An 18,619-nucleotide genomic window follows, 5' to 3' on the forward strand; every position below is an offset into this window, starting at 1 on the left:
CGCCCCGATGCATGATCGACAGGGGGTGCGTGATGACGGAAGACGAGAGGCGGACACCGCCGATCGCGGGCTCGTGCGTCATCGCGGGCGGTGGACCGGCGGGCCTCGTCCTGGGCCTGCTGCTCGCCCGGGCCGGCGTGCGGGTGACCGTGCTGGAGAAGCACGCCGACTTCCTCCGCGATTTCCGCGGCGACACGGTGCACCCGACGACGCTGACGCTGCTCGAAGACCTCGGGCTGCTGCCGGCCTTCGACGAGATCCCGCAGTCGCACATCACGCGGGTCGTGTTCCCCGACGCGAACGGCGTCGAGACGACCATCGCCGACTTCGCGCGGCTGCCGGTGCGGCATCCCTACATCGCCATGGTGCCGCAGTGGGACCTCCTCGACCTCCTCGCACAGGCGGCGGCCCGTGAGTCGGGATTCCGCCTGCTCACCCGTCATGAGGTCACCGGGGTGCTGCGCGACGGCGACCGCGTGGTCGGGGTGCAGTACCGCTCGGCGGAGGGCGCCGGCGAGCTGCGCGCCGACCTCACCGTCGCGTGCGACGGGCGCGGGAGCACGATCCGCCGCGAGCTCGCCCTGCCGTCGCGGTCCCTCCCGGTCGGCTTCGACGTGTGGTGGTACCGGGTGACCTCGGCGCACCCCTTCGCGGAGTCGCTGCTCCCGCGGACGGGAGGCGGCCGGGTGTCCATCGCCATCCCACGGAGGGGCTACGTGCAGATCGCCGCACTCGGGCCGAAGGGAACCGACGCGGAGCTGCGACGGCGGGGGATCGAGGCTCTCCGGGCCGACACCGCGGCACTGCTTCCGGCCCTCGCTGACGACGTCGGCTCGGTCGCGTCGATGGACGACGTGAAACACCTCGACGTCCGCGTCGATCGCCTCCGGCGCTGGTACGTGTCGGGTGTGCTGTGCATCGGCGATGCCGCGCACGCCATGTCTCCCGTGGGCGGCGTCGGGATCAACCTGGCCGTGCAGGACGCGGTCGCGGCGGCGCGCATCCTCGCCAATCCGCTGCGCCGCGGCATCCTGCACACGCCCGAGGGGCTCCGCGAGCTCGCGCGCGTGCAGCGGCGCCGCATGCTGCCGGCGGCCGTCATCCAGGCCGTTCAGCGCGGGCTGCACGCGGGGGTGATCATGCCCGCGCTCCGCGGCGAAGCCGGAGGCCCCCCGGGGCCGGTGCTGCGCGTGCTGCGTCGCCTGCCCGCGCTCGCCGTCGTGCCGGCTCTCATCATCGGGGTGGGCCCCCGCCCGGAGCGGGCGCCGGTGTGGGCGAGACGCGCACCCGAGCGCACGAGCGAGCCGCTCCCCGCCGGCCGCCGCGAACGGCGCGGGGTGCATCGGTGACGGCGCGGGAGACGTCGAGCACCGGGAGCGGACCGGCCGCAGACGAGGGCTGGACCGACGACATCCTCGGCGATCCGTTCCAGCAGCGCACAGTCCCACTGGGGGTCGACGACGAGGGGCCGGTGGTCGCGACGCTCGTCCGGCGACTCCCGCACAGACTCACCGCCGCGTTCCGGCCCCTCCACGACGTCGACGTCCTGTACGTGCACGGATGGTCGGACTACTTCTTCCAGGTCGAGCTCGCCCGGTTCTGGACCCACCTCGGCGCCCGCTTCCACGCCCTCGACCTGAGGAAGTACGGCAGATCGCTGCGCGACGGACAGACGCCCGGCTACGTCACCGACCTGGCGGTGTATGACGACGACATCGCGGCGGCCCTGAGGGTGATGGGACACACGGCGGATGAGGGAGCGGATGCTTCGCCCCGCCGCCTCGTGCTGCTCGGGCATTCCACGGGTGGGCTGACCCTGACGCTGTGGGCCGCCCGTCATCCCGGACTGGCATCGGCCGTCGTGCTCAACAGTCCGTGGCTGGAGCTGCAGCTCGGGGCGATCGGACGTCAGGCGGTGACGCCGCTCGTGGAGGTGCGTGCCCGGTGGGATCCCCGCGGCACCCATCCCGCCGTCGACCTCGGCTACTACACGCGCGCGCAGCGGGAGCTCGGCACGCTCCCGCCGGACGATCACGCGGCCTGGCGGCCGGCGCGGGGGTTCCCCACGCATCCCGGCTGGCTGTGGGCGATCATCGAGGGGCATCGCGCCGTCGCGGCGGGAGTCGACGTGGGATGCCCGGCGCTCGTCCTCCTGTCGCGCCGCAGCGCGTCGGCCTTCTCCTGGTCGGAGACCCTGCGCGCGGTCGACTCGGTGCTGGTGGTCGACGACATCGCGCGGGCCGCGACGCGCATCGGATCCCTGGTGACGATCGGCCGTGTCGAAGGGGCGCTGCACGACGTCTTCCTGTCCGCGCCGGTGGCGCGGGAGGACGCGTATCGCGTGCTCCGCGCGTGGGCGGTGGGAGCGCTCGCCGGTCCGGGATGACCGGTGGCTCGGCTGAGACGCCCCGGCTGCGGCGCCCCTCCGCTCTCGCTCCCGGCTGCGCCGCCGCTGGCCCTGACAGGATGGCGGGATGACCGACACCCACGATGTGCCCCTGGGCGCCGCCGACCACGACTTCCGTGTGCGGGTCTATCCGGCCGACGAGCCGCTCGGCTCGACGCTGGTGTGGTTGCACGGCGGCGCATTCATGTTCGGCGGTCTCGACATGGCCGAGGCCGATCAGGTCGGACGCCGGCTGAGCGCCGCCGGCATCACCGTGGTGTCGGTGGACTACACGCTCGCTCCGCTCGACGGCGCCCGGGCGTTCGGGGGAGCGCCGGACGACGTTCCGGCAGACTCCGAACCGGACCTGCCGCGCGCGAGGTTCCCCGTGGCATCCCTCCAGACGGTCGCGGCCTTCGACTGGGCTGTCGAGCACGCGCGGGACTTCGGCGGCGACCCCGAACGCGTGGCGCTGGGCGGAGCGAGCGCCGGTGCGAACCTGTCAGCCGCCGCGACGATGCGCCTGCGCGACCGCGGCACCACCCTGCCGCACGTCCTCGCCCTCGTCTATCCCTCGCCGCACGACGGCATCCTGCCGCCGAACGCTGAACTCGCGGGGCTGCTGGCGCAGATGTCGCCCGAGCACATCTTCACCCCGGAGATCCGCTCCGCCATCAACCGCAACTACCTGCCCGACGCGCACGACCCCGACGGCTATGCCTTCGCGGGCGGGCACGATGTGACCGGCTTCCCCCCGGTGCTGATCGTCAACGCGGAGCTCGACAGCCTGCGCGCCTCCGGTGAGGCCTTCGCCGCGGAACTCGTTGCCGCCAGCGTCGACGTGCGCGTCGAGCGACAGCGCGGAGCCCTGCACGGCTATCTCGACGAGATCGGCCACCCGGCCGCCGAGCGCACGCTGGCGCTGCTCGCCGAGGCGGTCGCGCCTGTCGAGCGCCGGGTCTGAGAGTGCGGGTCAGCGGTAGTTGATGAACTGCAGGTCGACTTCGAGGTCGGCCGCCTTCAGCAGGCGCTGGACCTCCTGGAGGTCGTCTCGGCTCTTCGACTGCACGCGCAGCTCATCGCCCTGGATCTGCGACTTCACGCCCTTGGGGCCCTCGTCGCGGATGATCTTGCCGATCTTCTTCGCGTTCTCCGACGAGATGCCGTCCTTGATCGTCGAGACGATGCGGTACTCCTTGCCGCTGGCGAAGGGCTCACCCGACTCGAGGCTCTTGAGCGAGATGCCGCGCTTGATCAGCTTCGACTGGAACACGTCGAGGACGGCCTTCGCGCGCTCCTCGGAGTTCGCCTTGATGAGGACGGACTCGCCGCTCCACTCGACCGAGGCGCCGGTGCCCTTGAAGTCGTAGCGCTGCTCGATCTCCTTGCGCGCCTGGTTCAGGGCGTTCTCGGCCTCCTGGTGGTCGACCTTGCTCACGATGTCGAAAGAGGAATCAGCCATGCCCGCAGTCTAGCGACGGCCTCGGCGAGCGGACCCGGCAGGGACGGACGAGCGGATGCCGCGGCATCCGCTCATCACTGGACCCCGTGTCCGCTCATCTTCGTAGACTGTCCCGAGACGCGAGGAGGATCCATGCGCCCCATGACCGAGTCCGACGTCCGCGAGTCGCTCGCGAACGCTACCGCCGATGAGCTGAAGATCGTGACGATGCCGCACGACTTCCTGCTCACCGACTGGGACCATCTCGACTTCCTCGCGTGGCGCGACCCGCGGGCCAAGGGCCGCGGGTACGTCATCGCCGAGCTCGACGGTGAGCCCGCCGGAGTGATCGTGCGCGCCGCCGACGGCACCTCGCGCGCGCGCTCGGCGATGTGCAACATCTGCCACACGATGCAGCCCGCCGACCAGGTCGCGCTCTTCACCGCGCGCAAGGCCGGCACCGCGGGGGAGCACGGCGACAGCGTCGGCACCTACATGTGCGCCGACCTGTCCTGCCACGAGAACGTGAGACTGGCGATGCCCCTGGCGCCCAGCGAGATGCGTGCCAGCGTCGACCGGCGGATCGACGGCACACGCCGACGCGCCGAGTCGTTCGTCGACCGCGTGCTCGAGCCGATGCGGTCCGGCGCGTGACCGCCCGCGCCGTGGTGATCGGCGACGCCCTCATCGACGAGCTCCGCGACGACACCGGCCTGCGCGAGTTCGTCGGCGGAGCGGGACTGAACGTCGCCGTCGGCCTTGCGCGCCTGGGCGTGCCCACGGCGCTCATCGCCATGGTCGGCGACGATGATGCCGGCAGTCGCATCCGGACCTTCCTCGCCGACTTCGGCGTGGAGCTGCTGGCGACGCTCGCTCCGCACGGCTCGTCGCGAGCGGTGAGCACCCGCAGCGGCGGGGGCGAGCCGGTCTACGAGTTCAATCAGGCCGCTCAGGAGCGGCGGATCGTGTTCGGCGACGTCGAGCGCGCCGCGATCGCCGCGGCCGACATGGTCGTCGTCAGCTGCTTCCCGTTCGACGACACTGCGCAGACCGAAGACCTGGCGAGCGCGGTCGCCGGCCACGCGGCGTTGGCGATCGACCCGAACCCCCGCACCGGCATGATGCACGACACCGCGGAGTTCGTGCGCGGTTTCGAGGCGCTCGCGGCCGGTGCGGCGCTGGTCAAGGTCGGCGACGACGACGCCGGCATCCTCTACGACCAGCCGCTGGACGCCCTCCGCGCGCGTCTCGTCGATCTCGGCGTGACGGCGGTCCTGGCGACCGAGGGTCCGTCGGGCGCGACCATCGAGGCCGGGCCCATCGTCGTCACCCGCCCCATTTCCGACCTCCCGGGCCGGATCGTCGACACCATGGGAGCCGGCGACGCCGTGCTCGCCGCCACAGCGGCCTCGGTCATCGACGACGCCCCCGCGATGCAGGAGGAATGGGCCACGGTACTCGAGAGGGCGATGGATGTCGCGGCCGCCACGTGCCGCTACGAAGGGGCTCTTCTGCGGCTTCCGGAGTCGCTTCACGGCGAGGACCTCGATCGCATCGGCACCTGATTTCGGGCCGCCCCCGTGTCGGGGTAGGATCGTGAATCGCGCCTCCGGTCGTCTGCCAAAGTCGGGCGGGTGCGTCTGGCGAGTTACCCAAGCGGCCAAAGGGATCTGACTGTAAATCAGCCGTCTTCGACTTCGGGGGTTCGAATCCCTCACTCGCCACCCGACCGAAGGGGGCTCCGCATCGCGGGGCCCCCTTCGTCGTTCCTCCCCACCGACGGTTCGGAGGATGGGCTGCGCCGACTCCCGCGCTTCTCCCGTCGTCGCAGAGCACCGTGCCAGGATGGGCGTGCGGATCCATGCCGCGCAGAGAGGACGACGCCATGACAGCGCATGACCCCCGCCAGGGATCGACCCCGACGGACGTCTCGAGCTCGAAGCTCATCCGGGTCGCGATCTGGGTGGCCATCGGCGCCCTCATCGCCGCCGCGCTGGTCTGCGTCGTGTGGGTGCTCGTCGGGCCGTCGAACGACGTCATCGGCCGGGCGTTCCTGACGATCTTCCTGCTCGCCGCGTTCGCGGGGGTCACGATCCTCGAGGCCCGCCTCGCGCCGCGGCGTCCCGCCTGGTTCGCGCTCACCAGCATGGTCGTCTGGGTCGTCACGCTGATCATCGGCGCGTTCCTGATCTGGCTGCCCTACCGCTACGACGAGTACGGGTACTCCTACGGGGGCGGCGCCGGTCGCTTCCTGTCGTTCCTCCTGATCGTCCTCATCCTGCAGCTGGCCCTGCTGCACGTCCGGCTCTACAGCAAGGCCTACGAGCGTCGCGTCACCACCTTCACCCGCGCTGTCACCTACGTGACGGTGGCCCTCCTCGCGATCCTCTCCGCGATGCTCGTCTTCGCACTGATGCTCAATGAGTTCATCGACTTCGGCGACTGGTACTGGCGTCTCGTCGTCGCGATCGCCATCCTGGCCGCCGTCGGCACGGCGCTGCTGCCGCTCATGAACGTGCTCTTCGCGCCGCGTGCTCCGCGCGCCGCCGGGCAGTCCGAGCTCGCCCCGTGGCCGACCTACGTCGACGGCCACACGCCCCTCCCGATGCTTTCCGACGGCAGCCCCGACTGGAACGCCTACTACACCGGCTATCCGTCACCGGGCGCACAGGTCTTCGCCGCACCGCAGCCGCTGCCCGCGCAGCCGCAGTCGTGGCAGTCTCAGCCGCAGCAGTCGGCACCGCAGGCCGGACAGCAGGCCGAGCAGTGGCCGGCCCCGCAGCCCGAGCAGTGGCCCGCGCGTCAGGCCGAGCAGTGGCCGGCCCCGCACCCGGAGCAGCAGTGGAACGCGCCGCAGCCGGCGCCGCAGCGTCCCGGGCCGCAGTGGCCGGCGATGCAGCCCCCCGCGCCGGCGGCGCCCGCCGGTCAGCCGCAGCCGCAGCATCCGGACCAGCAGGCGGGGGCGCCGTACGAGGGCTTCCCGCCCCCGCCGCCGCTGCCCCCGCAGCGCTGACCGCGCCCGGACCAGTCCACGGATGAGCGCGTGACCGGGCGAGCGCTTCCGGTCGAGCGGAGCCGGCTGAGCGTCGTCGGCTATCGCGACCTGGCTTCGGATCAGGTGTTCGCGGTCGCCCGCTCAGGGGCGGAGGAGCTCCAGTGCGGCCATGGCCGCGTTGTGGCCGCCGATGCCGCTGACCCCGCCGCCGCGGACGGCACCGGATCCGCAGGTGAGGATGCGTGAGTTCGCCGTGTCGACACCCCACCGCCGTGCCGGGGTGTCGGGCACCTCGTCCGGCGTCCACGGCCACGACAGCGGTCCGTGGAAGATGTCGCCGCCGGCCATGCCCAGGGCCACCTCGAGATCCGCTGTGGTGCGCGCCTCGACGCACGGCAGCCCCTCCGGTGTCAGGGCGATGCAGTCGGAGATCGGCTCGGCGAGCACCGAGTCGAGGCTCCGCTGCGCGGCGGCCAGCAGGGCGACGCGGGAGGTCGCAGCATCCGTCCCCTCCACGAGGCGGTGCGGGGCCTGCAGCCCGAAGAGCGTCAGCGTCTGAGCGCCCTGGGCCTGCAGCTCGGGGCCGAGGATCGACGGGTCGGTGAGGGAGTGGCAGTAGATCTCGGCAGGCAGGGGATCGGGGATGCCGCCGGCCAGGGCCTGCACGTGCGCACGGTCCAGCTGCGTCATGGTCTCGTTGACATGGAACGTCCCCGCGAAGGCGGCCTCGGGTGCGACGTGCGGGTCGCGGAGCCGGGGAAGCCGTGTCAGCAGCATGTTGACCTTCAGCTGGGCACCCTCGGGCACGCCGGGTCCGGCGAACAGCGGATTGTCGACGAGGTCGAATCGCTGGTTCGACGCGGCGGCCGCGAGCAGCCGGTCGAGCACCGCGGGCCCGACGCCGCTCAGCACCAGGCGCCCGTGCAGCACCTCCGGGGTGTTGCCGCCGATCCAGACCTCGCCGTCGGGGGTCACCGCGGTCACCTCGGTGTCGATGCGGATCTCCGCACCCGCCTCGCGCGCGGCCCGCTCCAGTTCGCCGGACACGCGCCCCATGCCGCCGACCGGGACGTCCCAGTCGCCCGTGCCGCCGCCCATGACGTGGTACAGGAAGCAGCGGTTCTGGGTGAGCGACTGGTCGTCGGCCGCGGCGAAGGTGCCGATGAGGCCGTCGGTCAGGGCGATGCCGCGCGCGAGGTCGTTCTGCAGGTCGGCGCGCAGCATCGTGCCCAGGGGACGCTCGACGACGTCCTCCCACAGCGCGTCGTCACCCAATCGCGCCTTCATCTCCGCCTTCGTCGGCAGCGGCTGGGTCATGGTGGGGAAGATCGCCGGGCCGAGAGCGCCGATGCGCTCCGAGAACGCCGCGAAGCGCGCCGCCTCTGCCCCGTCGCCGGTCGCCCGGGCGAAGGAGTCGGCGGTGGCCGCGGCATCCCCCCGATCCACGAGGATGCCGCGCGTCGGGTCCGCGGGATCCGGCGTGTACGACGAGTACCGGCGGCGCTTCAGCTCCAGCCGCAGTCCGAGATCGCGGATGATCTCGGCGGGCAGCAGGGAGACCAGGTAGGAGTATCGCGAGAGACGCGCGTCGACTCCCGCCCACGGGCGCTCGGAGACGGCGGCCCCGCCGACGTGGGGGAGGCGTTCGAGCACGATCACACTCACTCCGGCGCGCGCGAGGTAGGCCGCGGCGACGAGCGCGTTGTGCCCGCCTCCGACGATGACGACGTCGTGGGTTCGGGTCATGCGGGCCACGGTACCGGCCGCGGACGGGTCGTGCAGGGTGGTTGCGCCGAGCGTCATCGGGCTCCGTGACGCGGAGATAACGTGGAGTCATGCCCCTGGAAGAGGATCTCCGCGCCCTCGCAATGGACATCGCCCGTGAAGCCGGCGGCCTGGCCCTGCGCCGCCGCAGCGAAGGCGTCGCGATCGCCGCGACCAAGTCCGCGGTGGCCGACATCGTGACCGAGGCCGACCGCGAGGTCGAAGCCCTCATCCGCGAGCGGCTGAAGGCGGAGCGGCCGGGTGACGGCTTCCTCGGCGAGGAGACGGGCGCCGACCGCGGATCGACCGGGGTCACGTGGGTCGTCGACCCGATCGACGGGACGGTCAACTACGCCTACGGGATCCCCGCCTGGGCCGTCAGCATCGCCGCGGTGACGGGGGAGCCCGACGCCCGCCTCTGGCGGGCCGAAGCGGCGGCGATCTACGCCCCGCCCACCGACGAGATGTTCTCCGCCGCGCGCGGAGGCGGAGCCTGGCTCGGCGGATCGCGGCTGTCCGTGAACACCGAGCGCGGTGTCGCCGGTGCGCTGCTGGCGACGGGCTTCGGGTACGACCCTGCGACGCACGCCGGAGACCTCAAGCGCGTCGCCCGCGTGATGCCCCTGGCACGCGACCTGCGCCGCATCGGCGCGGCGTCGCTCGACCTCGCCTACGTCGCGGCCGGACGGCTCGACGGCTACTTCGAGCGGGGGCTCAACCCTTGGGACCACGCGGCGGGCGCGCTGCTGGTGACGGAGGCGGGGGGACGGATCGGGGGCTCCCCGGCGGGCCGTCCGGGCGTGGAGATGACCATCGCCTGCGCCGACTCCCTTTTCGACGATTTGTCGTTCGCGGCATTCGGCGACCACGATCCGAATGCGTGACATCGACGCGCCTGATCGCCGGCACACCGCACTCCCAGGCTCAGCAGGGTAGTGTTTACCCGATCGTTATCTTTTGTCCCCCGGCATTGACAAACGATCCCAAGCCTGTTCCATCTTGTCGATGCGCCTGCGCGACGTGATCCGAGAGACCCACCGAGCTTGTCTTCGAATTCCCCTACGGCTGAGCCCGCGGCAACGCGACGGTCTCGCCGACCTCTTTCCGCGCGGCCCGATGCGCACCAGGAAAGCCCCGTTTCCCCCGCTCCCGTGATCGAGCAGATGGATGCCGCACCGGCCGTCCTCGGTTCGATCGCCGTCGCCGCGGCCGCGGTCGCCGCCGACTCCGTCGCATCGGGTGAGACCTCGCCCGCCGCTGCTCCGCTGAGCCGTCGTGCGCGCCGCGCGCAGGCGCCGGTCGTCGTGCCCGAGCCGACGACCACCGCAGAGCCCGTCGCGGTCTCGGTGCCCCCGACGTCGACCGCCGACGCGATCGAGGACGACGCCTTCGCAGCAGCCGCCCGCGCCCTCTCCTTCACCGGCGAGACCGCGATCATCGCGCCGGTCGTCACCGAGCCCGCGCCGCTCACCGCTCCGGTCCACGTCGCCCCGCGACGGGTCCGGCGCTCGACGAAGCGACTGACCGCAGCATCCTTCTCCGTCGGCGTCATGGGCATCGTCGGACTGCTGGCGGTCGGCATGACGACCCCTGTGTCGGCGGTCGCCGCCGCGACGGGTTCGAGCGACGTCGCCTCCACTTCGTACCAGGCACCCGCCGGTGACGTGGTCTCGGCTGCCGGCGCCGGTGAGATCCAGGCCTACGTCGCACCCGCGCAGTACCAGAACACGACGATCGACCGTCCCGGCAGCTACGACACCGCCCGCCTGGTCGACCTCGCCGGCGTCGAGGGCATCTCGAACTACTCGAACTCGGTCTTCACCAACAACCCAGCCTGCCCCATCCAGTGGCCGTTCGCCACCGGTGTGACGATGAGCTACGGCTTCGGCATGCGCGACGGCACCATGCACGAGGGTGTGGACTTCACCCCCGGCGACGGCGCGTACATCCAGGCGATCTCCGCCGGCACCGTGCGCATCTCCACCGACAGCGGCGGAGCCTTCGGCGTGACGATCGTCATCGACCACATCGTCGACGGGCAGCTGGTCTCCAGCCGATACGGGCACATGCAGTACGGCTCGCGCCAGGTCGAGGTCGGCGACACCGTCGAGGTGGGGGAGTACATCGGCCGCACCGGTGACACGGGCCGCTCCTTCGGCGCCCACACCCACGTCGAGATCCTCGCGGGCGGCACCACGCCGATCGATCCTCTCCCGTGGTTCCAGCAGCACGCCACCTGCTGACGCGTGCAAAGAGGAGGCCCGGCCTCTGGTATTCTCGTTGAGTTGCCCGGAGAGATCCGAGCACGCCCCGATAGCTCAGTGGTAGAGCACTTCCATGGTAAGGAAGGGGTCGACAGTTCAATCCTGTCTCGGGGCTCGCAGCATCCGGATCCGTCCGGTTCCACCCGGCGGGGTAGCTCAGTTGGTGAGAGCGCACGACTCATAATCGTGAGGTCGCGGGTTCAAGCCCCGCTCCCGCTACAGTGAAAAAGCCCCGGTCAGCCGGGGCTTTTCTATTTCGGCGTGACGGGCTCAGGTGGCCAGAAGTCCGGGTTTGCCCACATTTTGCCCACACTTCATCGAGATTCGTCCTCGATAACGTTTCGCAGCGAGTGCGTTACGTGTGCGATGTTCGTCCAGTCATGAGCAGCAAAGCGCGCGGCAGCTTGCCGGTCGAGAGCAGCGCTCACTTGGCTGAGGTCCTCGTCGAAGAGGTCGGCGTAAACGTCGAGTGTCATCGCCGCCGACGCGTGCCCGAGCATCCTCTGAACTGCCTTGACGTTGGCGCCGGCTGACACGGCGAGGCTCGCTGCGGTGTGTCGAAGGTCGTGAAGTGTTACGACAGGGAAGGTGGGCTGTCGCTCGCGCAGAACTGCCAGTGCTGGGTCGAACACTCTTTGCCGGAAGTTGTTGTTGCGGAGAGTCATGCCTTGGTCGGAGGCGAAGACGAAGTCCTGCCCTCGCTTGTCTGACAGTCGGAGGGTGATGGGCTCCTCGAGGAAGGCTGGAAATGTGACCACTCTGGAGTGCCCGCTCTTGGGAGTGCCGAACGCGAGGGTTCCTCCGATTTCGCTCACGCTTTCGATGATGTGGAGCCGGTGATTGGCGACGTCAACGCTGCGGACGCGTAGGGCTGCCAGTTCGCCCCAGCGGATGCCCGTGTAGGCGAGGAGCGCGATAGCGTCCCCCCAAGTACCAACGGCAGAGACCAGCTGGGCGACCTGATCGTGGTTGAGGTACCCACGTCGTCGCTTGATGATTCGGGGCAGGTTGACGTTCTCCGCCGGGTTGCGTGAGAGCTTGCGGTCTCGAACGGCGAACTTGAGCATGCTCGCCAGCACGTGGAAGATCTGGCGAACGGTGGAGGGTGCGAGTGTCACTGCAAGGTCGCTGACCCATGCCTGTACCTGCGCGTGTGAGATCTCGCTCAGTCGCTGGTCACCCCAGCGGGGCAGAACATGCCTGCGCAGGGTGTAGTCGTACCCGGAGCGGGTGGTGGGTTTGAGGTTCACGAGCGAGCTCTGCCAGACCGGCGCCCAATCCCGGAGAAGGGTGCGGGAGTCTGTGGCGGTGACAAAGTCCCCTTTCGACTTTGCGCTCTCGACCGATGTGAGGAACTCCTCAGCGTCGCGCTTCGTGCGGAACCCGCGCTTGTCTGTCTGACGATGGTTGGGTGTTCGATATCGCACCCGGTAGCGCTTGCCGCTGGCCGTGTCGTATGGCTCGATAGTGCCCATCAGCACCGGCCCTCGTCATCGAATGCACGCCGGTTCGTGAGTTGAATGCTTGCCGTCCCACGGCGCACGCTCCCCGCCGAGTGGGCAGCGGGGACAGCTGACACCTGTTCAAAGCAATGATGAGCGCGTGAGCTAACAAGCACGGACGCCGCTCGACGTGCGGCCGACGTCCTAGTGATAACACCGCCGAAGAAGCTACTGCGCCGCACCCGCCGGTCGACCGATGGTGGAGGTCATGCCTTCGAGCCGTCCCGCCGCGCGGGCTCGTTTGACCCAGTCCGATGCGGTGCGTTCGGGGATGTCGAGTTCGACTGAGATCAGCTTTACGGGTGGAAGTCCCGCGAGCGCTGCGGCACCGTAGAGGATCTCGATGACGTCCCACCGTTCATCTCGTACTCCGCGCTTGACGACGGCGGCTGCCATCCAGTCGGGGATGATTTTGCTGTCGCCGGCGGTGAGGTCCGACACCGATGACCATTTCGCATTCGGTTCGTCGTCGACGCGCACGGTGATGCAGTGCGGTATCGCGGCTTGCAGGATGGCCTGGGTGGCGGTGTGCCGGAGGCGTTCTTCGTTGAACTCGTCGCTGGTGCTGCGGTTGACGATGACGGTGGGGATGTAGCGTCCCTTCTCGGCGTTGTAGTGCGCCTCGATGGTGGTCTCGATACCAGCGTCGTCGTCGCGGGCTGTGGCGATGAAGCCGGGGGCTATGCGGAGCGCGGCCCCGACGGGTGTTTGGGCTGCGTGCCCGGTCATCTTCTTGCCGTCGAGAGTTTTCACGTCGACCTTCACCTCCTCAGTGTGTCGTACCGCGCGGACGTTCTGCAGATAACCCTTGACCAACCATACACATTAGATGTGTACTGCTGTCAAACATGATTCTGATTCAACAAAGGAGTGAACATGTCGACAGGAGTAGATCCGGACCGACCGGTACTCGGGGAGAAGCTGCTGACCCCCACGGACGTCGCGGCGCTGATCCCCGGGCTGAGCCCGAAATTGCTCGCACAGTGGCGGTACGAGAGACGTGGGCCCGTGTATTACAAGGCCGGGCGCATCGTCCTGTATCCGTTCGCGTCCCTGGAGAAGTGGTTCGAGGGTCTCGTGCAGTTGGAGGATCCCGATGCCCACTGAAATCACTGCATCTACTCCTCGACGGGGCAGGTGAGCGGGGTGGAAATCATCGCCGTCGCCAATCAGAAAGGTGGCGTGGGGAAGACCACGGTGACCATGCAGCTCGCTGCGGCTCTTGCCCGTCGAGCGGCCGTGCTGGTCGTGGACGTGGATCGGCAGCAGTCGACGGTGTGGTGGGCAGAGAATGCCGCCGTGGCGTTGCCGTTCGACTTCGCCGGCAACCAGAACCCGAAGATGCTGCGACGACTCAAGGACCTCCGGACGACCTACGACTACGTTTTGGTGGACACTCCCGGCAGCCTTGAGGACACCGACGTCCTCGGCTCTGTCCTGGACGCCGCGGACTTCGTGGTGGTGCCGCTGACCCCGGAACCACTCGCGGTCGAGCCCACGATGCGGACGCTGGGTCGGCTGATCGAGCCGCGACACCTGCGGTACGCGGTGCTCCTCAACCGAATCGATCCACGCATCCCCTCCCAGCCTCCGGTGTGGGAGGAGTTGTTGGACACCACCTTCGGTGTTCCTCGGTTCGCCAGCCATTTGCGTCAGTACCGCGCTCACGCCGAAGCCCCTGTCCTCGGAAGCCTGGTGACGACGATGACCCGCACCCGGCGGTCCCGCAACATGGTCGATGACATCACCCACGTCAGCGACGAACTCGCCGCACACCTCGCTCCTGCCCTGGTCAGGTGACGGCCATGCCGAAAGTTGACCTGGGACAGCAGCTCTCTGACACGCGGGCTCGCCTCGGTGAGAGCGACCCGTCGTTCGCAGGCGACGGGCCGATGTACGCGACCCTCGTTCGCAAGGACGTGCGTCTCCGTGCTGACCAGACCGTCGCTCTCACCGCGCTGATGCGGGGGCTCATGCGGCGGCGGACCACGAGAACCGAGCGGATCACCGAGAACACTCTCATTCGTGTCGCCATCGACGCTCTCCTGCACTCGATGGACACCCTGCAGGGGTCCACCGAAGACGAGCTCCGACGATGCGCGCTGACCGCGCGCTCATCCCGAACTCCGCAACTTCCGCGCTCCGGTACTCCCGAAGCTCCGGACTCCGGAGTAACGGAAGTTCTGGACTCGGGCGCAGCAGCATTCCGCACACCGATTCCCCATGAGCGAACGGTTCCGGCGGGAGTCACCATGTCGGAGCCCGGAAAAGGTGCGCGCGATGACTGACGATGACGATCTGGCCGCGCGTATCGCGGCGGCGAAGAAGCTGATTAATGAAGCGCGGGCTGTGCTTCGAGAAGATGATCGCGCCCAGAAGGCGGCTCGCAAACGGTGGGCGCGTACCCACTACCAGAACAACCGTGACGAGATCCTGGACCGACAGCGCACCCAGCGGGCAGAACAGAAAGCGCAAGACCCCGACGGTTTCCGAGAGCGCGCACGAACCAGGAATCAGCGGTGGCGAGACAACCACAAAGACGAGATCAACGAGAAGCAGCGAGAGCAGTACTGGGCCAACAGAGAGCGGGAACGAGAACGCCGGACGACGTTCTACGCCGCCAACGCCGAGCGGCTCCGACAGAAGCGACGTGAACACCACCTCGCACATCAGGACGCCGACAACGCAGCCGGCCGCACCTGGCGTGAGCGGGAAACGCGCCGCCGACGCGCAGGACTCCCCACCCGGCGCATCCACCGCACCACCGCCGACGAACGCCGAACCCACGCGGCCGCGGCCAACGACTTCTTCTCCCGAGACAGGACAGCGCAGGAGATCGATGCCGCCAAGGCCAGCGCCGCCACACCCGCCGACCTGTGGGCGGCGTGGCAAAAAGACTGCCTCCGCGCTCGCGCCACCCACCACCTCGCCGAACAAACCCTCGAGCTTGCTCGACTAAACCTCGCCCTCACCACACGGCCCGCGCCGACGCGAGGCGACGTGTCTGAGCAGGAGAACGCTCGGCTTGATGCAATAGCCAAGGTCATCAACGACCAACTCCGCCACCCGGGTCCCACCCGCCGGCGCCCCGCCGATGACCCGACTGCACCCCACCGGCTTCCTTCGTCGCCGACCTCGAACGGACTGACCAGATGACTCACCCCCTTCCCATCCCCCCGACCGCGACGCCCGACCGCTCCGACACGGAAGCCGTCCTGTACCGGGTGGCGATCTGCGCCTTCCTCTACGACCCGTCCTCGGGCGGGTCGGCGGGCACCGTCGATGACGACGTCGCCTGGTGCCTCGCCCCTGTCGCCCACTCCATGCCCACCGTGATCGGCACCCTTCGACGCACCGTCAGAGAGCAAATCATTAACCGGACAGCGGACCACCAAGCCTTCATCCGGCAACTCTCCGCTCTCCACGAGATCCGCCCCGAGCGCGCGACCAACCTCGATCAAGAGAGGTAGAACCATGGCCACATACGCGTCTTCTCTAGCGATTCTCGCCGGCGTGCTCACCGCCTCCGCCACGCTCCTAGTCGCCGGAGCCGCGTGGCGTCTGGCCACCGGTCAATTGCGCGCCGCGGTCACGAGCGTCGCCGTCGCCATCGTCCTCGTCCTCAGCGCGGCAGCCACGACCGGCGCCCTCGGCGCGCTGTGTGACGCACCCTCGATCAGCTCCTGCGCAGGGTCATCGTGACCACTGGAACCGCGGAGGCGGACCCTCGAGTTTCGGGCGGCGTGGTGGCGGACACCTGGGGCGTGACCGTCTACACCACGGGCCCATCATGTGCCCGATGCAACCTCACCAAGAGGGTCCTGGCCCTGAAGGGGATCCCCTTCATGGAGGTCAACATACGTGACGACGCCAACGCCCGTCGCTACGTCGTCGAAGATCTGGGCTACGCCGAAGCGCCCGTGGTCGTCGTCACGGACGAGGACCACGGGAGTGGCTTCCGCCCCGACCACATCGATCGCATCGCGACCTTCATCGGCCAGCTCCTCGACTGCGGGTCACATGGGGGTTGAGGAAACCAGTTGTCCCGTGCTTCGCCCGACCTCGATGCGAGCTTCCAGCCGCGACCGACACGTCATCTGGTGCGAACGCCTCCCGCAACGCGGCCACAAGAAGAGCGCGGTCGGGGCTGTCGTAGAACCCGATCCACCTCCCCACCGCGGCGGATACGGCAGGCGCATCCGCGAGCTCCTGCAGTTCCTGGATCGCGGCGGTGGGGGAGCGGGTGAACTGGTGACGTGAGCAGAGGGCGGCGACACTGATGTCGAGGCGAATGTCCGGGTGCACGGCAGGCTCCATGAGTTGATGACGATGGATGATCCCGGCCGAGGGTGTCAGGCTACGCCTCCCGCACCGACACTCCACCTTCGACGACGGGTCCGGCCTAGCCTCCGTGAATGCTGGGGCCATCAAATATCGGCGGCATCGCGGCAGGTCCAGGCTTGACCACCACGTCACAGGCAAGGCAATGCCACCCGCCGCGAAAGTCCCGCATCACTGTCCCGCATCTGGGACACGAGGGCTGCGCGGCGTCATCCAACGGGTCATACACACCGCGACCGTATGCCAACAACCGCCGGTAAGGAAGACGACTCATTCGGTCGCAGGTATCGGCAGAGCGACTCAACGGCCGAGGCCGGCCCCCGGCTGTTCCACGGTCGGCGGTGGGATAGCCGGTCTCGTTGCATCGCCGGCCAGGCCTGTGAGGGTGAGTCTCCGACGCAATTCGGCCGCGTCAGCAGCATGGCTTCGCAGCTGGCGCGTTACTAGATCGGCGTCCTTCCGGACGTTCAGCTCGGGAATGATCTGCGTTGCGGCGAGGTCATGCAACTCGACGAGCGCGGATACGACGGGGCGTGCCGGTCGATCCTGCGACTGCACGAATTCCGTGCAGCGGTGCAGCTCACTCAACCACAGCGCAGAACGCACCGTCCCCAGTGGAACGCGCTGGGCTTGGTCATATGCCGCCAGGCTCCCGCCTGTCTCCCCAGCAATGGTGTCGCGATCAGTGTCATGCGCGGTGACGCCCGAGCGGTGGAGAATACTGACCCGCTCGATGCCGCTGGTCAGGCTTTCTTCGACGACCACGCGTGTCGCTGCGAGAGCCTTGTCGTGGGCGGTCACGTCTAACGGAGGAACCGCCTGCGGGGTGCGGCTGGCGCGCAGGTGCCCAGACACGGTGGCAAGAAGGCTCTCCGCGCGTCGCGCCGCCGTCACGACCACCCGGGACCGGAACCCGTCTGCTCGGAACCGTGCCGCTGTCTGGAACACCACCGCCGGGTCGGTGAAGGCGGCGTCCAAGATCAAGGAGTGCTTCGCCTCGCGGGCGTGACGAAGACATGCTTGCAACCACCCGACGGTGGCTCGGTCAACCTCACCCGCCACATCACGAGCTCGAGCATCTCCCGCCAGCGGATGCAGCGCAGCAAGGTCTTCTGATCTCACCACCGCGAGACCGGGAGACTCGACCAGGAGGCGGGCCGTCGCGCGCGAACGCCCAGAGCCTGACGCGCCGAGAACGAAAACGACCTCCGAGACGGTGCCGTCCGGCTCGGAAGAGAAGACCAAGGAGAGCACGTCGGCTGTCGACGGCAGCTCCGCACTCCTCGGCGTTGCAGCAGCATCGGTCATGGCGTCTCCTCGCGGAGAACAGCAAGCTCGTGGGTCATTCTTGCAAGCGCCAGGTCAACCGCCTGGCGGTCGAACCCGTCAACCTCCAGCACGCGCTGACGGACTCGTGCGGCCTCGACGATCGCCGCAGCCCGATCGGGACGCTGTCTCGAGACCAGCAACGACACCACTGCTGCGCTGGCCGTGCGGAGTTCGTCGTAAGCGACGGCATCATCCGCGCGCCACGCGCTGTCACCCATCGCCACGAACCGCCTCCCGGCCCGAGTCTACCGAGCCACCGCACACCGACCCGGAGAGGTGCAGCCCTCACGGAACTGCAGAACCGCGCACCTGCCGCACTCCGAAAGTACGAAGTGCGGAAGTGCCGAAGCTATTCATCTTTCAGGACCCGGTCACGCCGAGTCAACGCTGTGTGGTCCGGCCGGTGGCCGGGCTGTGGTCGCCCTGCGGACTGGTGTGTTTGCCGTGAAGCCTTCGGCAGCATACGGGCGCCCGGGTTCCGTGCAAGCGGCTGCGCCGCCGGCTCCATCCGACAAGTGCGGCACGCGGTCGCTGCGCTCCCTCACATCGCACCGAACTTCTCTCCCCCACCGCCCATCCGGGTTGCGCTGCACCCGT

The 18,619-nt window shown here is 69.1% G+C and carries 21 protein-coding genes and 3 tRNA genes; 18 read left to right on the forward strand and 6 right to left on the reverse strand.

Annotated features, from left to right (window positions below; all coding sequences use genetic code 11):
• The first annotated feature begins 32 nt into the window (after window positions 1–32).
• The 3 genes from ABC304_RS07520 (at window position 33) to ABC304_RS07530 (ending at window position 3,350) form a co-directional block, all read left to right on the forward strand.
• Window positions 33–1,349 carry an FAD-dependent oxidoreductase gene (locus ABC304_RS07520; protein WP_412929931.1) on the forward strand — a complete coding sequence of 439 codons (1,317 nt, stop codon included), beginning with the start codon at window positions 33–35 and terminating at the stop codon, window positions 1,347–1,349.
• Window positions 1,346–2,386 carry an alpha/beta hydrolase gene (locus ABC304_RS07525; protein WP_412929932.1) on the forward strand — a complete coding sequence of 347 codons (1,041 nt, stop codon included), beginning with the start codon at window positions 1,346–1,348 and terminating at the stop codon, window positions 2,384–2,386. Before ABC304_RS07520 ends, ABC304_RS07525 begins: the two co-directional genes overlap by 4 nt.
• Window positions 2,387–2,474: 88 nt before the next feature.
• On the forward strand, window positions 2,475–3,350 hold the full coding sequence (locus ABC304_RS07530) for an alpha/beta hydrolase fold domain-containing protein (protein WP_412929933.1): 876 nt from the start codon (window positions 2,475–2,477) through the stop codon (window positions 3,348–3,350).
• A 9-nt stretch (window positions 3,351–3,359) separates the two neighbouring features.
• On the opposite strand, the gene ABC304_RS07535 is transcribed toward ABC304_RS07530, so the two are convergent.
• Window positions 3,360–3,848: a YajQ family cyclic di-GMP-binding protein gene (locus tag ABC304_RS07535; protein ID WP_412929934.1), complete on the reverse strand. Its 489-nt coding sequence runs from the start codon at window positions 3,846–3,848 to the stop codon at window positions 3,360–3,362.
• Between the two features lie 132 nt (window positions 3,849–3,980).
• Here ABC304_RS07535 and ABC304_RS07540 point away from each other — a divergent pair, with 132 nt between their 5' ends.
• From ABC304_RS07540 to ABC304_RS07555, 4 genes are all read left to right on the forward strand, one after another.
• Complete coding sequence (locus ABC304_RS07540; RefSeq protein WP_412929935.1) at window positions 3,981–4,481, forward strand: FBP domain-containing protein; 501 nt, start codon at window positions 3,981–3,983, stop codon at window positions 4,479–4,481.
• Entirely contained in the window at window positions 4,478–5,392 is a 915-nt protein-coding gene (locus tag ABC304_RS07545; RefSeq protein ID WP_412929936.1) for a PfkB family carbohydrate kinase, read from the forward strand. Before ABC304_RS07540 ends, ABC304_RS07545 begins: the two co-directional genes overlap by 4 nt.
• A gap of 77 nt (window positions 5,393–5,469) precedes the next feature.
• A tRNA-Tyr gene (locus tag ABC304_RS07550) sits at window positions 5,470–5,551 on the forward strand.
• A 161-nt stretch (window positions 5,552–5,712) separates the two neighbouring features.
• Window positions 5,713–6,840 (forward strand): RND transporter family protein, encoded by a 1,128-nt coding sequence (locus tag ABC304_RS07555; RefSeq protein ID WP_412929937.1) that lies wholly within the window; start codon window positions 5,713–5,715, stop codon window positions 6,838–6,840.
• A gap of 123 nt (window positions 6,841–6,963) precedes the next feature.
• Here the strand turns inward: ABC304_RS07555 and ABC304_RS07560 are convergent, their stop codons facing one another.
• On the reverse strand, window positions 6,964–8,568 hold the full coding sequence (locus tag ABC304_RS07560) for a phytoene desaturase family protein (RefSeq protein WP_412929938.1): 1,605 nt from the start codon (window positions 8,566–8,568) through the stop codon (window positions 6,964–6,966).
• Window positions 8,569–8,657: 89 nt separating this feature from the next.
• Here ABC304_RS07560 and ABC304_RS07565 point away from each other — a divergent pair, with 89 nt between their 5' ends.
• From ABC304_RS07565 to ABC304_RS07580, 4 genes are all read left to right on the forward strand, one after another.
• The gene (locus ABC304_RS07565) at window positions 8,658–9,470 is read left to right on the forward strand and encodes an inositol monophosphatase family protein (protein WP_412929940.1); all 813 of its coding nucleotides are present in this window, start codon (window positions 8,658–8,660) and stop codon (window positions 9,468–9,470) included.
• Window positions 9,471–9,737: 267 nt separating this feature from the next.
• On the forward strand, window positions 9,738–10,829 hold the full coding sequence (locus tag ABC304_RS07570) for a M23 family metallopeptidase (protein ID WP_412929942.1): 1,092 nt from the start codon (window positions 9,738–9,740) through the stop codon (window positions 10,827–10,829).
• 64 nt (window positions 10,830–10,893) lie between these two features.
• Window positions 10,894–10,965: transfer RNA gene (locus tag ABC304_RS07575), tRNA-Thr, on the forward strand.
• 30 nt (window positions 10,966–10,995) lie between these two features.
• Window positions 10,996–11,069, forward strand: a tRNA-Met gene (locus ABC304_RS07580).
• Window positions 11,070–11,164: 95 nt separating this feature from the next.
• On the opposite strand, the gene ABC304_RS07585 is transcribed toward ABC304_RS07580, so the two are convergent.
• Both ABC304_RS07585 and ABC304_RS07590 read right to left on the reverse strand, forming a co-directional pair.
• Entirely contained in the window at window positions 11,165–12,325 is a 1,161-nt protein-coding gene (locus ABC304_RS07585; protein WP_412929944.1) for a site-specific integrase, read from the reverse strand.
• 195 nt (window positions 12,326–12,520) lie between these two features.
• Window positions 12,521–13,117: a hypothetical protein gene (locus ABC304_RS07590; protein ID WP_412929946.1), complete on the reverse strand. Its 597-nt coding sequence runs from the start codon at window positions 13,115–13,117 to the stop codon at window positions 12,521–12,523.
• A gap of 111 nt (window positions 13,118–13,228) precedes the next feature.
• Between ABC304_RS07590 and ABC304_RS07595 the strand changes: the two genes are divergently transcribed.
• Genes ABC304_RS07595 through ABC304_RS07625 form a run of 7 tightly spaced genes read left to right on the forward strand, consistent with a single transcriptional unit; the run spans window position 13,229 to window position 16,383 of the window.
• Window positions 13,229–13,459, forward strand: a complete 231-nt coding sequence (locus ABC304_RS07595) for a DNA-binding protein (RefSeq protein WP_412929949.1) — start codon at window positions 13,229–13,231, stop codon at window positions 13,457–13,459.
• 39 nt (window positions 13,460–13,498) lie between these two features.
• Complete coding sequence (locus ABC304_RS07600; protein WP_412929951.1) at window positions 13,499–14,152, forward strand: AAA family ATPase; 654 nt, start codon at window positions 13,499–13,501, stop codon at window positions 14,150–14,152.
• A gap of 5 nt (window positions 14,153–14,157) precedes the next feature.
• Entirely contained in the window at window positions 14,158–14,640 is a 483-nt protein-coding gene (locus ABC304_RS07605; protein ID WP_412929953.1) for a hypothetical protein, read from the forward strand.
• A complete protein-coding gene (locus ABC304_RS07610) occupies window positions 14,633–15,508 on the forward strand; it encodes a hypothetical protein (protein ID WP_412929954.1) in 876 nt (291 codons plus the stop codon). Before ABC304_RS07605 ends, ABC304_RS07610 begins: the two co-directional genes overlap by 8 nt.
• Window positions 15,505–15,822 (forward strand): hypothetical protein, encoded by a 318-nt coding sequence (locus ABC304_RS07615; protein WP_412929955.1) that lies wholly within the window; start codon window positions 15,505–15,507, stop codon window positions 15,820–15,822. The genes ABC304_RS07610 and ABC304_RS07615 overlap by 4 nt, the downstream gene beginning before the upstream one ends.
• A 4-nt stretch (window positions 15,823–15,826) precedes the next feature.
• Window positions 15,827–16,054: a hypothetical protein gene (locus ABC304_RS07620; protein WP_412929956.1), complete on the forward strand. Its 228-nt coding sequence runs from the start codon at window positions 15,827–15,829 to the stop codon at window positions 16,052–16,054.
• The gene (locus tag ABC304_RS07625) at window positions 16,051–16,383 is read left to right on the forward strand and encodes a glutaredoxin family protein (RefSeq protein WP_412929957.1); all 333 of its coding nucleotides are present in this window, start codon (window positions 16,051–16,053) and stop codon (window positions 16,381–16,383) included. The genes ABC304_RS07620 and ABC304_RS07625 overlap by 4 nt, the downstream gene beginning before the upstream one ends.
• 610 nt (window positions 16,384–16,993) lie before the next feature.
• Here the strand turns inward: ABC304_RS07625 and ABC304_RS07630 are convergent.
• Together ABC304_RS07630 and ABC304_RS07635 are read right to left on the reverse strand one after the other, a co-directional pair.
• Window positions 16,994–18,001 (reverse strand): zeta toxin family protein, encoded by a 1,008-nt coding sequence (locus ABC304_RS07630; protein ID WP_412929958.1) that lies wholly within the window; start codon window positions 17,999–18,001, stop codon window positions 16,994–16,996.
• Window positions 17,998–18,240, reverse strand: coding sequence for a hypothetical protein (locus ABC304_RS07635; RefSeq protein ID WP_412929960.1), 243 nt, complete (start codon window positions 18,238–18,240; stop codon window positions 17,998–18,000). The genes ABC304_RS07630 and ABC304_RS07635 overlap by 4 nt, the downstream gene beginning before the upstream one ends.
• Window positions 18,241–18,619 lie beyond the last annotated feature (379 nt).

Origin of the sequence: Microbacterium jepli, assembly GCF_047237905.1 — a bacterium.
Classification (GTDB): Bacteria; Actinomycetota; Actinomycetes; order Actinomycetales; family Microbacteriaceae; genus Microbacterium.

Coding starts and splice junctions, on each gene's coding strand:
- ABC304_RS07520 (WP_412929931.1), top strand. CDS start 33: ATGACGGAAGACGAGAGGCGGACACCGCCGATCGCGGGCTCGTGCGTC.
- ABC304_RS07530 (WP_412929933.1), top strand. CDS start 2,475: ATGACCGACACCCACGATGTGCCCCTGGGCGCCGCCGACCACGACTTC.
- ABC304_RS07535 (WP_412929934.1), bottom strand. CDS start 3,848: ATGGCTGATTCCTCTTTCGACATCGTGAGCAAGGTCGACCACCAGGAG.
- ABC304_RS07540 (WP_412929935.1), top strand. CDS start 3,981: ATGCGCCCCATGACCGAGTCCGACGTCCGCGAGTCGCTCGCGAACGCT.
- ABC304_RS07555 (WP_412929937.1), top strand. CDS start 5,713: ATGACAGCGCATGACCCCCGCCAGGGATCGACCCCGACGGACGTCTCG.
- ABC304_RS07560 (WP_412929938.1), bottom strand. CDS start 8,568: ATGACCCGAACCCACGACGTCGTCATCGTCGGAGGCGGGCACAACGCG.
- ABC304_RS07565 (WP_412929940.1), top strand. CDS start 8,658: ATGCCCCTGGAAGAGGATCTCCGCGCCCTCGCAATGGACATCGCCCGT.
- ABC304_RS07585 (WP_412929944.1), bottom strand. CDS start 12,325: ATGGGCACTATCGAGCCATACGACACGGCCAGCGGCAAGCGCTACCGG.
- ABC304_RS07595 (WP_412929949.1), top strand. CDS start 13,229: ATGTCGACAGGAGTAGATCCGGACCGACCGGTACTCGGGGAGAAGCTG.
- ABC304_RS07605 (WP_412929953.1), top strand. CDS start 14,158: ATGCCGAAAGTTGACCTGGGACAGCAGCTCTCTGACACGCGGGCTCGC.
- ABC304_RS07610 (WP_412929954.1), top strand. CDS start 14,633: ATGACTGACGATGACGATCTGGCCGCGCGTATCGCGGCGGCGAAGAAG.
- ABC304_RS07615 (WP_412929955.1), top strand. CDS start 15,505: ATGACTCACCCCCTTCCCATCCCCCCGACCGCGACGCCCGACCGCTCC.
- ABC304_RS07620 (WP_412929956.1), top strand. CDS start 15,827: ATGGCCACATACGCGTCTTCTCTAGCGATTCTCGCCGGCGTGCTCACC.
- ABC304_RS07630 (WP_412929958.1), bottom strand. CDS start 18,001: ATGACCGATGCTGCTGCAACGCCGAGGAGTGCGGAGCTGCCGTCGACA.
- ABC304_RS07635 (WP_412929960.1), bottom strand. CDS start 18,240: ATGGGTGACAGCGCGTGGCGCGCGGATGATGCCGTCGCTTACGACGAA.